Source organism: Halocella sp. SP3-1, from assembly GCF_003953885.1.
GTDB lineage: Bacteria > Bacillota > Halanaerobiia > Halanaerobiales > DTU029 > Iocasia > Iocasia fonsfrigidae.
Window position 1 is genome coordinate 3,151,192 of the sequence record NZ_CP032760.1, and the last position, 15,153, is coordinate 3,166,344.

A 15,153-nucleotide genomic window follows, 5' to 3' on the forward strand; every position below is an offset into this window, starting at 1 on the left:
AAACTCATTCCGTCTATTTCTTGTTTAGTAAATTTTATTTATAGTTTAAATAAATACATAACTATGAAATTATAGAAAAAACATATTTCCTTGAAATAAAAAAGAAGAGACATAAATGCCTCCTCTTTAACAGTTAAATCTATTTATTTTCCCACAGGCCATGTATTGTACAATACTCCCTGACAGCCTTAACCTCAGATTTATCAATCTTAAACTCAGCCTCCGGATTATTACCCGGCTTTAATTCTGCCCGAATTACTTTATCACCTGTTAAGACTTCAATAAATTTAATAAAATGTTCATCTTCCATTGGATGGGCTATATCACCTACCTTTACTAAGATACCATTGTGTGTTTCTTCTAAAACAGGTAGGTGTTTTTCACCACCTGTATCCTCAGTTTTAGGAATCAATTTCTTCATATCTTCCCCACAACAAACCAATGCTGGAGCACCCTCATGTGTAATCTCTACTACATTTCCACAAACATCACACTTATAAAGTTCTCTTAGTTTTGTCATTAAAATACCTCCATATGTACTAAAATTATAATAATTATTGTTTATTAGTAATAATTATTGTTTTTATTATACTATAGTAAATTCTTTATGTCAAGAAAGAAGTATTTGATTATTTATTAAAATAAGTATAAAATAAACAGGTATTCTTAGAAAGAAAGGAAATAAAATATGCCAAAAAAGAAAAAAATTATTAATTTAGCTGTAATTGCTCATGTAGATGCAGGGAAATCCACTCTAGTTGATGCTTTCTTAACTCAAAGTGGTGTTTTTAGAGAAAACGAAGAGGTTTTAGACTGTGTAATGGATAATAATGAATTAGAAAGGGAGCGCGGTATTACTATCTACTCTAAGAATTGTTCCATAGAATATAAGGACTACAAGATAAATATTGTAGATACACCTGGACATGCTGATTTTTCTTCTGAAGTAGAAAGGGTTATTAAAGCAGTAGATACTGCTATTCTTATAGTTGATTCAAGTGAAGGGCCAATGCCCCAGACCCGCTTTGTTTTAAAGAAATGCCTTGAACTGGGAATTAGACCAATTTTATTTATCAATAAAATGGATAAAAAAAATGCCAGAGCTCAGGAAGTTGAAGATATGGTACTGGATCTCTTTATAGACCTGAAGGCAAGTGATGAACAATTAGATTTCCCCACAGTTTATGGAGTTGCCAAAGATGGTATTGCTCGAAAAAGTATTAATGACACAAATGATGATTTAACACCATTATTTGAAACAATTCTGGATAATATCAATACCTATCCAGATAATGATGAAAAACCACTTCAATTACAAATATATGACCTGGCCTATGATGATTACTTAGGTAGAATTGGTATTGGAAGGATATATCAGGGAACTATCAAAACTGGTCAGTCAGTTAAGATCTCAAAAAGAGATAACAGTATAAAAGATAGTAAGATTAATCAATTATTTGTTTATGAAGGGCTAAAACAAACAGCTGTAGAAAAGGCTTATAGTGGAGATATAGTTGCTCTGGCAGGTATTGATGATATATCAATTGGTGAAACAGTATGTAACCCTGGAGAGGTATTACCTATGGAGATGATTAAAATAGAAGAACCTACTCTATCAATGAATTTTTTTATCAATGACTCACCTTTTGCCGGGCAGAGCGGAAAATTTTTGACTACCAGACACCTTAAAGCAAGGCTGGATAAAGAACTGGAAGTAAATATGGGATTAAAGGTAGAACAACAATCAAACACAGAATCCTTTAAAGTCTCCGGCCGTGGGGAGCTACACCTCTCTATCCTTTTAGAAAAAATGCGCCGGGAGGGTTATGAGATCTCTGTCTCAAAACCAGAGGTTTTAATGCATAATGATAACGGTCAGGTACAGGAACCTGTGGAAAAAGTTAATATTGATGTTCCAGAGAAATACTCCGGGACAGTAATTTCAAAACTTAATCAAAGAAAAGGGATTATGCAGTCTATGAAAATAGAAAATGACTATGTAAAACTGGAATATCTTGTCCCTACAAGAGGCTTGATCGGTTTTAAAAGTGAATTTATTAATGATACCAGTGGTGAAGGAACCCTAATACGTTCATTTGAAAAATATGAAAAATACAAAGGAGATATAGCTGAGAGGTTAAATGGGGTTTTAATATCACAAAATAACGGAACAGCTATGGCTTATTCCCTATATAACCTAAGTGAACGGGGTACTATGTTTATCAAGGCCGGCACCAAAGTATATGAAGGAATGATAATTGGAATGAACAACCGGAATAATGACCTTACTGTAAACCCCTGCAAAAACAAAAAACTAACTAATACAAGGGCCGCCGGTTCTGATGATGCCCTTAACCTTTCACCACCTAGAACATTTACTCTGGAAGAGGCCTTGGAATTTATCAATAATGATGAATTAGTAGAAATAACACCTGATGCTATAAGATTAAGAAAAAAAATCCTGAATGAAAAAGACCGGATTAAATACAATAAGAATAAATAAATCCAGATTCAGAAAAAACCCTGACTACTTTTTAATAAGTAGGCCAGGGTTAAATTACTATATTTATAGTATTTTCTTTTTATAGAGCAACAACATTTGCTGCCTGTGGTCCGCGATCCCCTTCAACAATCTCAAATTCAACTTCTTGACCCTCTTCTAAATTTTTAAAGCCTTCCTGCTGTATAGCAGAAAAATGTACAAAAACGTCATCTCCTTCATCTCTTTCAATAAATCCAAAACCCTTTTTGCCATCAAACCATTTTACTTTACCATTGTAAATCATTAAATATATTCCTCCTATGTTCTATCCTGGGTAAATTACTGCTATATTTTTATTACCCAGCGCTAATAATATAACATGTTATCTATTATTTGTCAAATTAAATTTATTATAATTCCAGTTTATTCCAAAACGCTTAACCCTTGATTTGACAGACAACTTTTAAAATGTTAACATTAACAGACGTAAGGGTATAAATAAATAAATGAGGTGAACTATTAATGTCAATTTTAGAAAAAGCCAAATCACTTGGTGAAGAAATAGTAGATTCCAGCGAATATAAAGAACTTAAAACAAGTGAGACAGCTATGTATGAAGATGAAAATGCCAAAACACTACTAAATGAGTTCAGTACTAAACAAAGGCGCTTACAGATGGCCCAGTCCAATGGTAAGGGAATTACAGAAGAACAACAGAAAGAACTACAAAACATCCAGGTTAAAATGCAGGCCAATGAAAAGGTGAAGGAATTTATGGAGGCCCAGCAGAAATTTAATAAAGTAATGGAATCAGTTAATCAAACAATTTCATCTGTTCTAGAAAATAATCCTAGCAGTACAGAGACAAAATAAATAAACGGCCACAGGAAATCAAAAACCCTGTGGTCTTTTATATTTTTACTCTGTACTTGTAATACATACCCCAATTAACCCAGGTCCTGCATGAACAGCCATAGCTGGACTTATTTCCCCCAAAAAAATACCTTTGATATTCTTTAATCCTTTAAGCCTATCAAGGAGTTCCCTGGCTTCTATTGCTGCATCTGCATGCATCACATCTACATAACACATACCTTTTATTATCTTCTTTTTAGCCAGTTTATATAATTTATTCAGGGATGACTTCCTACTACGTGATTTATCAAAGGTATAATATTCACCATCTTTATCAATGGAAATAATAGGTTTTATATTAAATAGTTCACCTATTGTACCCCTAATTTTACCTATACGCCCCCCTTCTTTAAGGTATTTTAAGGTCTTTACCACAAAATAAAGCTCAATATCATTTACCTTATTTTTAATACAATTTACTATCTCTTTAAATCCTATTCCTTCCTTATCAATTATCTCCCGAGCATACAAAACCAGTCTACCTAAACCCATAGATAATAGTTTAGAATCAATAACTTCTATCGTAATTAAATCTTTTAACTGTTCTTTTAAAACCATACTCATATCATATGTAGAACTAAGACCAGCTGAGAGATGAACTGCAATAATATGTGTAAAGCCTTTTTCTTTTAGTTCTAAATATTTTTCTTTCATTTCACTTATACCAGGCATTGATGTACCCGGTATCTCTTCTTTGAATTTTTTATAAATAGTAGCTGGATCAATATCTATCCTATCGCTATATTCCGCTTCCTTATATATTATTTTTAATGGAAAAAAATTAATATTAAGTTTATCCAGAATATCTTTAGGTAAATCACAGGTGCTATCAGTTACTAATGCTATTTTCTCATCCATTTGTATGTCCTCCATACTTAACTGTATTCAAAAAGTTAATAATTAATCCAGTGTATATTTCCCCTCAAGATACATATAGATTATCCGATCAAGAAATTCGTTAAAACTCATTCCATCATCGATTAATTTCTTCATAAGTTTTCTGTGCTTTTCTTTATCCAGCTTATACATGGATCGTTTCATCCTCATAAAAAAACCTCCCTATTAACAGCTAATTGTTTTCTTCCATCCATCTCCCCCATCCTTCAGAATCAAGTTTGGGATCAAGTTTTTCATTCAAATACAGCTCTATAGTCCTATCCAAGAATTCATCAAATTCTATTCCCTGTTCTGCTAATTTTTTCTCAACTTTGTTATACTTAATCTCAGGCAAACGATATGCCATTCTCCTTATTCCCATGATAACCCTCCTTTTATTTATGTAATCTGTATAGCTTAAAATAATATTGTATTTTATCTGTTTTTGCCTATTACTATTATAACCAATAAGGAAAAGTAAAACAAAAAAATTCCCATCCAAAAATTATCTCCTATATTTAAATTATATAAAAAAAAATATATTCCTTTATATTTCGTCAATTTTTTATATAATTTTATGATAATATAATAAACTATATTATCTAACACAATTAAGCAAGCCCACTAAGCTGAACAAAATGGCTACGCCACCCAGACTAAATCACTAATTATTAATTTTTTCTTAGAACCACTTTTCACTCAAAGTTAACTACTCATTATAATAAACCAGACCAATATATTTACTGGACAAATCTAGAAATTGTCTGGAGGCATGGAACTTGGCCTCGATAGCCTGATACTGACTCGACCATGCGTTATAAAAAGAAGAGTCAGTGAGCCGGAAGACAATTTCTCGACAGTAAACGAAGGCAGGACGCCATAGTGCACGACAAGGTAAGTAAATATATTGGTCGGTCTTTAAAGTTATCCACAATTTTAAAATTACATAATTTCCTATACCTGAACAAAGTGGCCTAATAGCTACCTACACTCAAAGTATCTCTTTTCTTCCTATGTACATAAGTAACTGCATTTAAGCCAGCTACCTGTCCCTGTCCAACAGCCCTGGCCAATTGATATGGTGTGCCTGTACAATCACCGGCAGCATAAACACCGGGTAAATTAGAAGCCATATTCTCATCTACTTTAATATGCCCTTTTTCATCTAAAGCAAGCCCATATAATAACTTATCAGCAGGGGTTACTTCCCGTAAGATAAAAACCCCATCAAGGTCTATTGTCTGTTTTTTTAGCCTTAAACCCTCTACCCTGACATCACCTTCAATACCTAAGGGACTGTCCTTAATTGTCTTAATATTGGAGATATTAAAACCATCTTCAAAGTCAAACTGTGGAATAAAATATACAGTATCCACTATTTCAGCCAGGTATTCACTCTCTTCTATCCCTTCTTCTGTATAGGCAATTACAGCTACATCCTTATTTCTGTATAATGACCCATCACAAGTAGCACAATAACTAACACCACTACCAAGCAAATCCTCTTCCCCGGGTAAATATTTATTGTTACTAACCCCCGGCGCCAGTACTAAAGTATAGGCATGATAAGTCTTATCTCTGGAGGCAAGTGTATAATAATCATCCTGTAGATAAATATTATCTATCCGGGAACGCCTTATATCTATCCCCATCTCTGCTATATGAGCAATAAATTTTTTCATCAATTCCTCTCCACTTAGATTATAATAACCTAAATAATTATTGACTTTTTCTGCCCGGTATAACTTAGGACTACAAATCTCTGCTCCCAGGAGGAGCAAGGACTTTTTTCTAATAGAAATATTTACTGCTGCTGATAATCCTGCTGGCCCACACCCTACTACAGCAATATCATTAATTTTAGCTTTATTTTCTTCCAAAAAATCACCTCGTTTTTTATAAGCAAATCCTGAGCCTGGCATTAGTTTATGAATAAAAACAAAAAAAATACCAATAAAGCGCCTCTTATAAATTAAGAGACGCTTTTTATTATTTATCAGCTGGATATCTCAAATTAATCTTATCACGTATTTTATCAAGAGTTTCCATAACATTCAGGCTTTCTTTGAGGGGCATGACAGCACTCTCCTTCTTACCTGACCTCAAATATTTATTAACCTCAGCCGCCTCATAATTTAAACCATTTCCTTCCAGAGGTTGCTCAAATTCCTTAATAACCTTTCCTTCACGGTATACTCTGGCAGATGAAGGGCTGTGAAATTCAGGAATAACAATATAACCCCTGGTCCCGGTTATACAGGCCTCTTCTCTGGTCTTGGTCCGAATAGCACAGGATAATTGAGCCATCTTTCCCTGTTTGTATTTAAAAATAACAGCAGTCTGTTCATCAACACCAGTCTCACCAATTTCTGCTGCAGCTTTAATACTCGATGGTTGTCTGCCAAAAACCATAGAAGCCAGAGAAACTGGATAAATACCGACATCAAGTAGAGCCCCTCCACCTAGTTCCAGGTTATAGAGACGCCCGGACGGTTTTACTGGTTTATTAATTCCAAAATCAGCCTCCAACCATTTAACCTCACCAATCAAACCTTCAGCTAACCATTCCCTCACCTTTTCCATGACCGGGAAATAACGGGTCCACATTGCTTCCATCAAAAAAATATTTTTTGACCTTGCCAGAGATACCATTTCTTCAGCCTCTGTCAGATTTACTGCAAATGGTTTTTCACAAAGCACAGGTTTACCAGCCTTAAGACACATTATTGTATTATCTTTATGATATGTATGAGGTGTAGCAATATAGATAACATCAATCCCCTGCTCCAGAACAAGTTCCTGATAACTACTATAGGAATGCTGAATATTAAAACAATCCGCAAATTCTTTAGCCCTTTCTTCAGAACGTGATGCAACCCCGGCAATATTAACATCTGGTAAAATACTAAGACCCTCTGCAAATTGGTGGGCAATATTACCAGTACCAATAATACCCCAGTTAATCTTCTTATTCATTATCTAACCCCCTCGTATGTTAGAAGTACTTATTACTAAACCATTATAATTAATATAACTTAATTACCCTATACTTATTTAATTCTATAAAAAGTTTAAATTCCCTACTAACTTTTAAAAATCATATTTTTTAGGCTACTTATTAATTCCAGCAGTAAGAAAATCTATTAATTTCTCTTGACTAGTATTATTGAATCTACCATCATCTAATTTCCAGAACTGTGTATTTGAATCATTATCCTTGATTAGTTTTACCAGATGAGGATGGCAGGTCAAGAGAAAGACCTGATGTGTTTCTGCTAATTCCTGAATTAAAACAAGTGTTTCCTGAAGGTGAAAGCTATCGAAATTCACAAAACTATCATCAATAATTACTGGCAGGGGAGGACTTATTCCTTTAATTCTATTTAACCGTACTGCCAGAAAAAGTTGTTCAACAGTACCCCGGCTTAATTCCTTAATACCGCCCTGTATACTTCCATCTGCTAACTGGGCCTGAAAATCATTATCAAGAACCTCTTCGGCCGGTAAAATTCTCCGGTATTTACCCCTGGTAATCCTTTTGAAGTATTTACTAGCATCAGCCAGCAGATCATCCTTTACCCTCTTAATAACCCCTTCTCTAGCCCTTTTTAATATAAAAGCAGCAGCCTTATTGACAGCATATTCCTCTGCTATAACACCCAATTCCTGTCTGGCCTTATCAATGATAGAGGAAGCCTGTCTTAGTTTGTCATCTGTAGCTAATTCCTTTAATTCCTGCTTAAGTATTTGTTTCTTATCTCTTAGTTTATTTAATCGATCCCTGGCTAAATTTAATTCCTGTCGTTTATTTTGGTAATCTTCTTCCACATCTTCCAAGGAAATATAGCTATTATAGAATCCCCTGAAGGAATCTAACATACTATCATCAGTTACCCCCATTGACTCCCGGATCAATTCTGTATTAAGAGCACTCCCCAGTTGTCTTATTAACTGCTCATATTCCTTTTTAACTGCCTGGTATTCTTCCATTTTTTTAGCCCATCTTAAATAGTCTTCCAATAAACTAGCTGTTTCTTGCTTTTTATCCCTCAGATTAAAACCACTTTCTTCATATAAACAGATAGTCTCCTGTCTAAGATCAGACAATTTATCTTCATAACCTGATAACAACATGAACCTATCCAAGGCCTGAACTAATTCCTCAAATAAAGAGACTATCATATCATATTGCTGAAGGAGCTCATCTCCTGATGTCATCATGTTTAAAGATACTATTTCATTAAACTCCTTGAGAATATTTAGAAGTCCACCCAGCCTTTTTTCTATTTCAATCTTATTACTATTAAGTCCTTCCCTCTGCTGTCTTATCCCTTTCAGTTTATCTTTAAAACCCTGAACCTGTCGAAAATTTTCTCTCAATAAATGAGGTGAAGCCTCTTGATCTAAGCCCAGAATTGTTCTGTATCTATTAAGCATTTTTTGCAGTGGCATTAAGCTTGTTTTATAGTCTCCTATTTTATTTTTACTGGACAAGATCCCATTTTTGACATCCTCCAGTTCATTAGAAATTATTTTTTTAAGATTAATCCTATCCCTATCCAGGGTATAGATATAAAGACTATATATTCCAATACCAACTGTACCAAGGAAACTAATGCTGATATAAATAGTTCTTAAAAAGGACAGACCTATTCCACTTAACAGACAAACTATTGAGAAAATGAAATACAAGCTTAGATTTTTACCGGGATTACTTGTCTTTAGTGAAGTCAGTTTCTGCTCCAACTGTCTCCCCTTCTCTACTAATACATCTAGCCTTTCCCTTTCCTGCTGATAAGATAGCCTTAATCTATTATATTCCTCAAGGTCATCCTGTAAATTAAGGTAGTTTATTTCATCTATCTTGATATTATCTATAATTTTAAAACCATCTACCCACTCTTCATTAAAACTGGTAATAGCCCTCTCCAGTTTCTCCTCTTCCACGATTACCCTGTTCAGATTCTCACGATAATATTTGACCTGTTCAGACAAACCAGTAATTCTGTGATGAAAAAACTTTATTTTATCCTGGTATTTAATAAACTTATTCTTTAATAGATTAATATGTTTAATCCCTATCTCCTGCTTTAATGTTAAAAGCTGTCCTTCCCTTTTTTCCCTGAGCTGATGGTATCTTTTTAAAATTTCCCTGGCTCTCTCTGGATAAGCCTGTTTAGCAAGAGTCAGGTATTCATCATACTTTAAACTCTGGAGTTTACTCTCCAGTTTATTGAGCTGACTACAGATTTCATAGTGATTTTTTAAGAGATCAAGCCGATTAACCCCTTTCTCTAACACTGATATTTCTTTCCTAATATCTTCTATTTTAGAGCCAGTCTCCAGCAGCAGTTCTTTTTTTTGATAATAATCTTTAACCTGGGCTGAGGCAGCACGTTTCATTTCAATCCCCTGCTCTATCTGCTGATAATAGGGCTTAAAATCCTTTACTCCAGGGTCCCCATTTTTCCCGCCAATCTTCTCGGCATTTTTTGCAAAATAATCCTCTATCTGTGGTAAGAGTAGCAGCTCTTTTAATCCAGCTCCCAGAAGAATAGAATTTAATCTCTTCAATTCCTTTTTAGCTAATCCTGTATTCCTGGATTGCAATTCATCCAGGCTGATAGTAAACAACTGTTGATATGTAAAAAAATCAAGGCCATTATATAATTCTACTGCAGAATCTATCTTTCTTTCTCCCTTGATAACACTTACAACTGGTTCAGCAAATCCCTTTAGGTTTAAGCTGAATTCTTCCCTATTACTGGTCTGAACAACCGCTTCAAGTTCATGTTTCTGACGGGCTGGAATAAAATCATTGTTACGGGGAAAACCATAGCCAATATACCTTAACAACTCCAGAAAACTCGTCTTCCCTGAACGGTTATATCCACCTATTACAAGCAGTCCAGGGGATATATCCTCAATTAATTCATTATAAAATATACCAAAATCCTTAATAAATAAGCTCTTTATATTCAAGCCCTTTCACGCCTTTCCAGTAATTCTTCAATAATCAACCCCTTGGCATAATCAATAAGATCATATAATTTTTGATCATCCAGTTGAAAACTAGCAGCTTTGCTATCCTCCCGGTCAGATTTATCAGTCCATATAAAACCAAACTCTGACAGCAGTTCATCCTTGAGACCCTGTTTATTCTTCAAAACAGCAATTACATCTTCTATTTCCTTAAAAATAGGACTATCCCCTAACAAACCCTCATCAAGTAATTTACCAGTATGATCAGTAATCTTTCTAGTCCAGATAAAGGGTTTTCTTGAGAGGAATTCCTTTTGTAGACTATCAAGCAGAAAAGACCCCAATTCATCCCTCTGCCCTTTTATTAATTCACTTAGCTCTCCTCTTCCCGTCAAAACCCAATCAACAATAATACCCTCTAATTCTTTTAATGGTTCAACCTGATCACAATTAAGATTAATATTATTATTAATTTTTATTAATTCTTTAGCCTTGTTATTTATCAGCCTTTTCAGGTCAGAAAAATTACCATTAGCAATACTATTAATAGATATTTCTTTTTTTTGATAAATAATCTTAGAGGTTGGCAAAAAGCTTATTACCGGTTGGCAGTCAGGTATTAACTCTACCAGTAGTGCCCCTTTAATACCAGCTTCACCAGCATCTCTTCCCTGTGGAATGCCAGGATAAGCTACTGCCCTATTGATAGATCTATTTATTATTCTAGCCTGATGTATATGCCCTAAAGCCCAGTAGTGAATATCACCTCTGGCCAACAAATCCTCCAATGAGCAGGGCATATAGTTGATATTATCAGGGTCTAACTGGGTATGTAACAAAGCAATATTCCAAATACCTGGTATTGTCTCATAATCCCGATAAAGCCGGCGCGAATCCGCCTTACCCCTATATGAACAACCTGATACCTGGGCAATTAACTCATCTTTATCATTATAAATCTCTCTGCTATCAACCTGACGGCTACTGAAGATATAAACATTATCAGGACTATTAATTAACTCATTATCCTCATTTAAAGGGTCATGGTTGCCAGCAATAAGTAGGACCGGAATTCCTTTTTTCGCTAAACGCTTACACTGTTTATTAAAAAAATGGTTGGCCAGTACAGAACGGTTTTCTCGGTCATATATATCACCACTCAATAATACAAAATCAACACTATATTCCAGGGCATAGTCACAAATATTTTCATAGGCTTTAAAGACTGCCTGTGTAAATATTTCTTCCAGCTCTGCTGGACCCTTACCGCCTATATTTATTGTGCTGCCTAAATGCAGGTCTGCTGCATGAATAAAGCTTATTCTCTGCAATCTCTCATCCCCCTTAAGGCCTTGCCCCCTAAATAATCAAATTTATCACCTTGCTTAAGCCCCTTTTGCTTCATCTTCTTAATAATCATATCATGAATCTTCCACCAGCTGTAATCCCAGTTAACAAACAGGGTTCCTTCTTCAGGTGCCCTGCCCAGTAAGCGCTGTACAGCAATGTCTGGACTTAAATACTGCAGAAACTCAATCACCCTGGCTATATATTCATCCAGGGTGATTAACTCCAGATTACCCTCCTGATATTCTCTAGCTAGAGTAGTACCTTCTCTGATATAAAGGGCATGGAGTTTTACATTAGCAACCCCCAGGGCAGACACTATCTTGGCATTTTCAATAACATCACAGTCATTGTCACCAGGCAGGTTCAAAATCAAATGTGTTCCAACAGGAATATTAAAATCCCTTGCTAAAATAACTGCTTCAATAAACTCAGCCAGGGTGTGGCCACGGTTAATTCCCTTTAGTGTATGATAATTCACCGTCTGAAGCCCTAGTTCAAAAGAAAGTCCTACTGCTGGATTATTCCTATTTATTACTTCCTTTATCCCCTCAATATACCTTTTATTGATACAATCAGGTCTGGTAGAAAGAACTATCTCAACAATGCCTTCAATCGCAAAAACCTCCTGGAGATATTCTTTTAATTTAGTAAGGGGCAGATATGTATTAGAGTAGTTCTGAAAATAGGCAATAAATTTCTTAGCACCATACCGACTGCCAATATATTCCCTGTTTTTTAAAAGCTGTTTACTAACAGATAAATCCCCTGTCAGGCTTTCATGTGCCCCGGCATCTTCACCACAAAAACTACAACCAGTCCTGCCGAGAAAACCGTCTCTATTGGGACAGGTCAGTGATAAATTAACTGGTAGCTTATATGTCTTTTCTCCATGTTTTTTCCTTAAATATGCCGAATATTTATAATAAACACCCATAGAAAACCCCTTATCTTTTTTTTATTGCTAATACTTCAGGAGAACAGTCCTGATTAATAAAATGATAGTATAAGACATTATACTTATCCTGGTTTAATCCAGCAGAATAGTTCAGGAGTATTTCCCTTTCAGTTTTTCCACCCTTATGTCCAGTATAGATTACTATTACTATAATACCACTTTTCTTAAGTAATGTTAAACCACTTTTAAGAGCAGTCAGACTCGTTTCAGGTCTGGTTTTTATATCTTTCTTCCCACCAGGCCTGTATCCCAGGTTAAAGATAATTGCCCCTACCTCTTCACTAACCATATCCAGAATATTTTCATGACCGGTATGACAAAGCCTCACTCTATCCCCCATCCTGACCAGTCGCAATCGTTCCCTCGTATTATCAATCGCCTCTTGCTGAATATCAAAGGAATATACATTACCACTGTTTCCAACTAATTCAGCCAGAAACAAAGTATCATATCCATTTCCAGCAGTAGCATCTATTACCGTCTCACCTTCCTTAACATGTTGCTTTAAAAGCTGATGTGACATCTCAACACCCTGTGTAAAATCTCGTTTCACTATTATCCTTCCTCCTTACTACAGGCAGGACAAAGACCATATAGTTTTACTCTATGGTCTATAATCTTATAGCCTGTCTTAGAACTCAACTCAAGAAGATAGTTTTTCAGAGGACATTCCAGGGGAAGTATTTCCCCACATTCCAGACAGATCATATGATGATGATGCCCCCTGTTCTTTAATTCATAGTAACTCTCTTTCTTTTCAATGTTTAATTCCATCATCTTTACCATATTTTTAGCAGTAAAATGATTTAAATTGCGGTAGATAGTCGAAAGACGGATACCAGGATATTTGGCAGCAAGCTCATCAAAAATACCTCGAGCCGATACCGGCTTTGAACTATTATCAAGCACCCCCAGAATAGCAATACGCTGCCTGGTAACCCTGATTCCCTTTTCTTTTAAAAAATTTTCCCAATCTATAGAATTACTCATAGAAATCCCCCTATGAATAAGTTTTTAAACCGGCTGTTCTTTTACTAATGAGCACTGCAATAAAATAACTAAATCCAGCAAGTAAAACTATTGAAGCCCCAGAAGAAATATTAAATTGATAGGAAATCCATAAACCTGCTAATGAGAAAAACATACTAAAAAAAATAGCATAAAAGATCATCTTTTTTAAATCATAAGAAAATAATTTAGCAATAGCCGGAGGAGCGGTTAATAAAGCAATCACCAGTATTATACCGACCACCCTGATTAAAGCAACAATAGCTAAGGCTATTAATATAAAAAGAAGATATTCTAATAATTTCGTTTTAATTCCAATTACAGAAGAAAATTGACTATCAAATAAATATGCCTTCCAGTAATTAAATAGAGCTGAGATTGTAAAAACCAACACTATCGTAAAAATAAGAATAATTTTTATATCAAAACTGGTTACTGTCAGGATATTACCAAATAAATAAGATGATATATCCGGGGGATAGCCAGGTGTAAAGGCTATAAACAAAATACCTAAAGCCATACCCATAGCCCAGAAAATTCCCATTAATGTATCTGAATTAACTTTTATTTTCCTCCTAATAGTAATTAGCCCAATAGCAGCCAGGATAGAAAAGAAAAGCGCCCCAATAATAGGCTCTATTTCTAAAAAATAGCCCAGGCCAATACCTCCAAATGAAGTATGGGCTATCCCTCCACTCATCATTACTAATTTCTCTTCTATAATAATCGTCCCGATAATTCCACAAATAATACTGGCCAGTAGTGCACTAAAAACTGCATTTTGCAAAAAAGTGTATTCCATAAAGGCCTTAATCATTATATCACTCCTCATGGGCCCTGAAAACTCGATGTGGTACTCCGTGGGCAATCAATTCTATAGGGCATCCGTAAACCTTTTTCAGAGCCGCTTCTTCAAGTTCTTTATCACCATGGTAGTGCAGGTCTTTATTTAAACAGGCAACACTATCAAAATAGGTAGAGATTGCTGCCATATCATGGGTTACAGCAACAATAGTCATCTCTTTCTTGAGATCATTTAAGATAGAATAAATCTTATTTCTGGAATTAAGATCAACACTTGCTGTTGGTTCATCAAGCAACATAATTTTTGGCTCTACTGCCAGTGCACGAGCAATTAAAACCCTCTGTAACTGCCCACTTGATAATTGCCCGATCTGCCTTTCCTTAAGATCAGCTAATTCCAATCTATCCATAATATCAACAGCCTTTTGGACATCTTCTTTAGAATAACTGTGAAAGAAAGTAAAATTACTCCTTAAGCGCCCCATCAGGATAACATCCCGAACACTGATAGGGAAATTCCTATCAAATTCTACTGCCTGAGGTACATAACCGATTAATTTTTCTCTTTTTTTGATACTGTTTCCAAAAACCTTTACTTGTCCATTTACCGGTCTAATAAGACCCAGTATTACTTTTAATAATGTGCTTTTACCTGCACCATTAGGTCCAATAATCGCCAGAAATTCATTCTCACTAATCTCAAGGTTAACATCCCTTATTGCACAAACATTATCATAATATACACTTACATCACTTACTTCGATGGCCTTCATAAAAGCCC

At 35.1% G+C, this 15,153-nt stretch carries 16 protein-coding genes; 2 read left to right on the forward strand and 14 right to left on the reverse strand.

Annotated elements, in window-relative coordinates:
- Positions 1 to 139 precede the first annotated feature (139 nt).
- The gene (locus D7D81_RS15140; protein WP_125990888.1) at positions 140 to 520 is read right to left on the reverse strand and encodes a desulfoferrodoxin; all 381 of its coding nucleotides are present in this window, start codon (positions 518 to 520) and stop codon (positions 140 to 142) included.
- 168 nt (positions 521 to 688) lie between these two features.
- On the opposite strand from D7D81_RS15140, the gene typA reads away from it, so the two are divergent.
- Entirely contained in the window at positions 689 to 2,503 is a 1,815-nt protein-coding gene (gene typA, locus D7D81_RS15145) for a translational GTPase TypA (RefSeq protein ID WP_125990889.1), read from the forward strand.
- A gap of 79 nt (positions 2,504 to 2,582) precedes the next feature.
- Here the strand turns inward: typA and D7D81_RS15150 are convergent, their stop codons facing one another.
- Positions 2,583 to 2,783, reverse strand: a complete 201-nt coding sequence (locus D7D81_RS15150; RefSeq protein ID WP_205739460.1) for a cold-shock protein — start codon at positions 2,781 to 2,783, stop codon at positions 2,583 to 2,585.
- Between the two features lie 221 nt (positions 2,784 to 3,004).
- On the opposite strand from D7D81_RS15150, the gene D7D81_RS15155 reads away from it, so the two are divergent.
- Positions 3,005 to 3,355, forward strand: a complete 351-nt coding sequence (locus D7D81_RS15155; RefSeq protein WP_125990891.1) for a YlbF/YmcA family competence regulator — start codon at positions 3,005 to 3,007, stop codon at positions 3,353 to 3,355.
- Positions 3,356 to 3,400: 45 nt separating this feature from the next.
- Here D7D81_RS15155 and D7D81_RS15160 read toward each other — a convergent pair whose 3' ends face one another.
- From D7D81_RS15160 to D7D81_RS15210, 12 genes are all read right to left on the reverse strand, one after another.
- On the reverse strand, positions 3,401 to 4,255 hold the full coding sequence (locus D7D81_RS15160; protein WP_125990892.1) for a DegV family protein: 855 nt from the start codon (positions 4,253 to 4,255) through the stop codon (positions 3,401 to 3,403).
- Positions 4,256 to 4,297: 42 nt separating this feature from the next.
- Complete coding sequence (locus D7D81_RS19605; protein ID WP_164522285.1) at positions 4,298 to 4,444, reverse strand: hypothetical protein; 147 nt, start codon at positions 4,442 to 4,444, stop codon at positions 4,298 to 4,300.
- A gap of 22 nt (positions 4,445 to 4,466) precedes the next feature.
- Positions 4,467 to 4,655 (reverse strand): hypothetical protein, encoded by a 189-nt coding sequence (locus D7D81_RS15165; RefSeq protein WP_125990893.1) that lies wholly within the window; start codon positions 4,653 to 4,655, stop codon positions 4,467 to 4,469.
- 592 nt (positions 4,656 to 5,247) lie between these two features.
- Positions 5,248 to 6,195, reverse strand: coding sequence for an NAD(P)/FAD-dependent oxidoreductase (locus D7D81_RS15170; RefSeq protein ID WP_125990894.1), 948 nt, complete (start codon positions 6,193 to 6,195; stop codon positions 5,248 to 5,250).
- Between the two features lie 67 nt (positions 6,196 to 6,262).
- Positions 6,263 to 7,249, reverse strand: a complete 987-nt coding sequence (locus tag D7D81_RS15175) for a Gfo/Idh/MocA family protein (RefSeq protein ID WP_125990895.1) — start codon at positions 7,247 to 7,249, stop codon at positions 6,263 to 6,265.
- A 135-nt stretch (positions 7,250 to 7,384) separates the two neighbouring features.
- Positions 7,385 to 10,255, reverse strand: coding sequence for an AAA family ATPase (locus D7D81_RS15180; RefSeq protein WP_125990896.1), 2,871 nt, complete (start codon positions 10,253 to 10,255; stop codon positions 7,385 to 7,387).
- Positions 10,252 to 11,586 (reverse strand): metallophosphoesterase family protein, encoded by a 1,335-nt coding sequence (locus tag D7D81_RS15185; protein WP_125990897.1) that lies wholly within the window; start codon positions 11,584 to 11,586, stop codon positions 10,252 to 10,254. The genes D7D81_RS15180 and D7D81_RS15185 overlap by 4 nt, the downstream gene beginning before the upstream one ends.
- The gene (gene mnmL, locus D7D81_RS15190; protein WP_125990898.1) at positions 11,574 to 12,539 is read right to left on the reverse strand and encodes a tRNA modification radical SAM protein MnmL/YtqA; all 966 of its coding nucleotides are present in this window, start codon (positions 12,537 to 12,539) and stop codon (positions 11,574 to 11,576) included. Before mnmL ends, D7D81_RS15185 begins: the two co-directional genes overlap by 13 nt.
- Positions 12,540 to 12,549: 10 nt before the next feature.
- Positions 12,550 to 13,113 (reverse strand): tRNA 5-(aminomethyl)-2-thiouridylate-methyltransferase MnmM, encoded by a 564-nt coding sequence (gene mnmM, locus D7D81_RS15195; RefSeq protein ID WP_125990899.1) that lies wholly within the window; start codon positions 13,111 to 13,113, stop codon positions 12,550 to 12,552.
- A 2-nt stretch (positions 13,114 to 13,115) separates the two neighbouring features.
- Entirely contained in the window at positions 13,116 to 13,550 is a 435-nt protein-coding gene (locus D7D81_RS15200; RefSeq protein ID WP_125990900.1) for a Fur family transcriptional regulator, read from the reverse strand.
- A 10-nt stretch (positions 13,551 to 13,560) separates the two neighbouring features.
- Positions 13,561 to 14,385 carry a metal ABC transporter permease gene (locus tag D7D81_RS15205; RefSeq protein WP_125990901.1) on the reverse strand — a complete coding sequence of 275 codons (825 nt, stop codon included), beginning with the start codon at positions 14,383 to 14,385 and terminating at the stop codon, positions 13,561 to 13,563.
- Between the two features lie 4 nt (positions 14,386 to 14,389).
- The gene (locus D7D81_RS15210; RefSeq protein ID WP_125990902.1) at positions 14,390 to 15,145 is read right to left on the reverse strand and encodes a metal ABC transporter ATP-binding protein; all 756 of its coding nucleotides are present in this window, start codon (positions 15,143 to 15,145) and stop codon (positions 14,390 to 14,392) included.
- Positions 15,146 to 15,153: the final 8 nt, after the last annotated feature.

Excerpts from the sequence above, each read along its gene's own strand:
- D7D81_RS15140 (WP_125990888.1), bottom strand. The coding sequence starts at position 520 with ATGACAAAACTAAGAGAACTTTATAAGTGTGATGTTTGTGGAAATGTA.
- typA (WP_125990889.1), top strand. The coding sequence starts at position 689 with ATGCCAAAAAAGAAAAAAATTATTAATTTAGCTGTAATTGCTCATGTA.
- D7D81_RS15155 (WP_125990891.1), top strand. The coding sequence starts at position 3,005 with ATGTCAATTTTAGAAAAAGCCAAATCACTTGGTGAAGAAATAGTAGAT.
- D7D81_RS15160 (WP_125990892.1), bottom strand. The coding sequence starts at position 4,255 with ATGGATGAGAAAATAGCATTAGTAACTGATAGCACCTGTGATTTACCT.
- D7D81_RS19605 (WP_164522285.1), bottom strand. The coding sequence starts at position 4,444 with ATGAGGATGAAACGATCCATGTATAAGCTGGATAAAGAAAAGCACAGA.
- D7D81_RS15165 (WP_125990893.1), bottom strand. The coding sequence starts at position 4,655 with ATGGGAATAAGGAGAATGGCATATCGTTTGCCTGAGATTAAGTATAAC.
- D7D81_RS15170 (WP_125990894.1), bottom strand. The coding sequence starts at position 6,195 with ATGCCAGGCTCAGGATTTGCTTATAAAAAACGAGGTGATTTTTTGGAA.
- D7D81_RS15175 (WP_125990895.1), bottom strand. The coding sequence starts at position 7,249 with ATGAATAAGAAGATTAACTGGGGTATTATTGGTACTGGTAATATTGCC.
- mnmL (WP_125990898.1), bottom strand. The coding sequence starts at position 12,539 with ATGGGTGTTTATTATAAATATTCGGCATATTTAAGGAAAAAACATGGA.
- D7D81_RS15200 (WP_125990900.1), bottom strand. The coding sequence starts at position 13,550 with ATGAGTAATTCTATAGATTGGGAAAATTTTTTAAAAGAAAAGGGAATC.
- D7D81_RS15205 (WP_125990901.1), bottom strand. The coding sequence starts at position 14,385 with ATGATTAAGGCCTTTATGGAATACACTTTTTTGCAAAATGCAGTTTTT.
- D7D81_RS15210 (WP_125990902.1), bottom strand. The coding sequence starts at position 15,145 with ATGAAGGCCATCGAAGTAAGTGATGTAAGTGTATATTATGATAATGTT.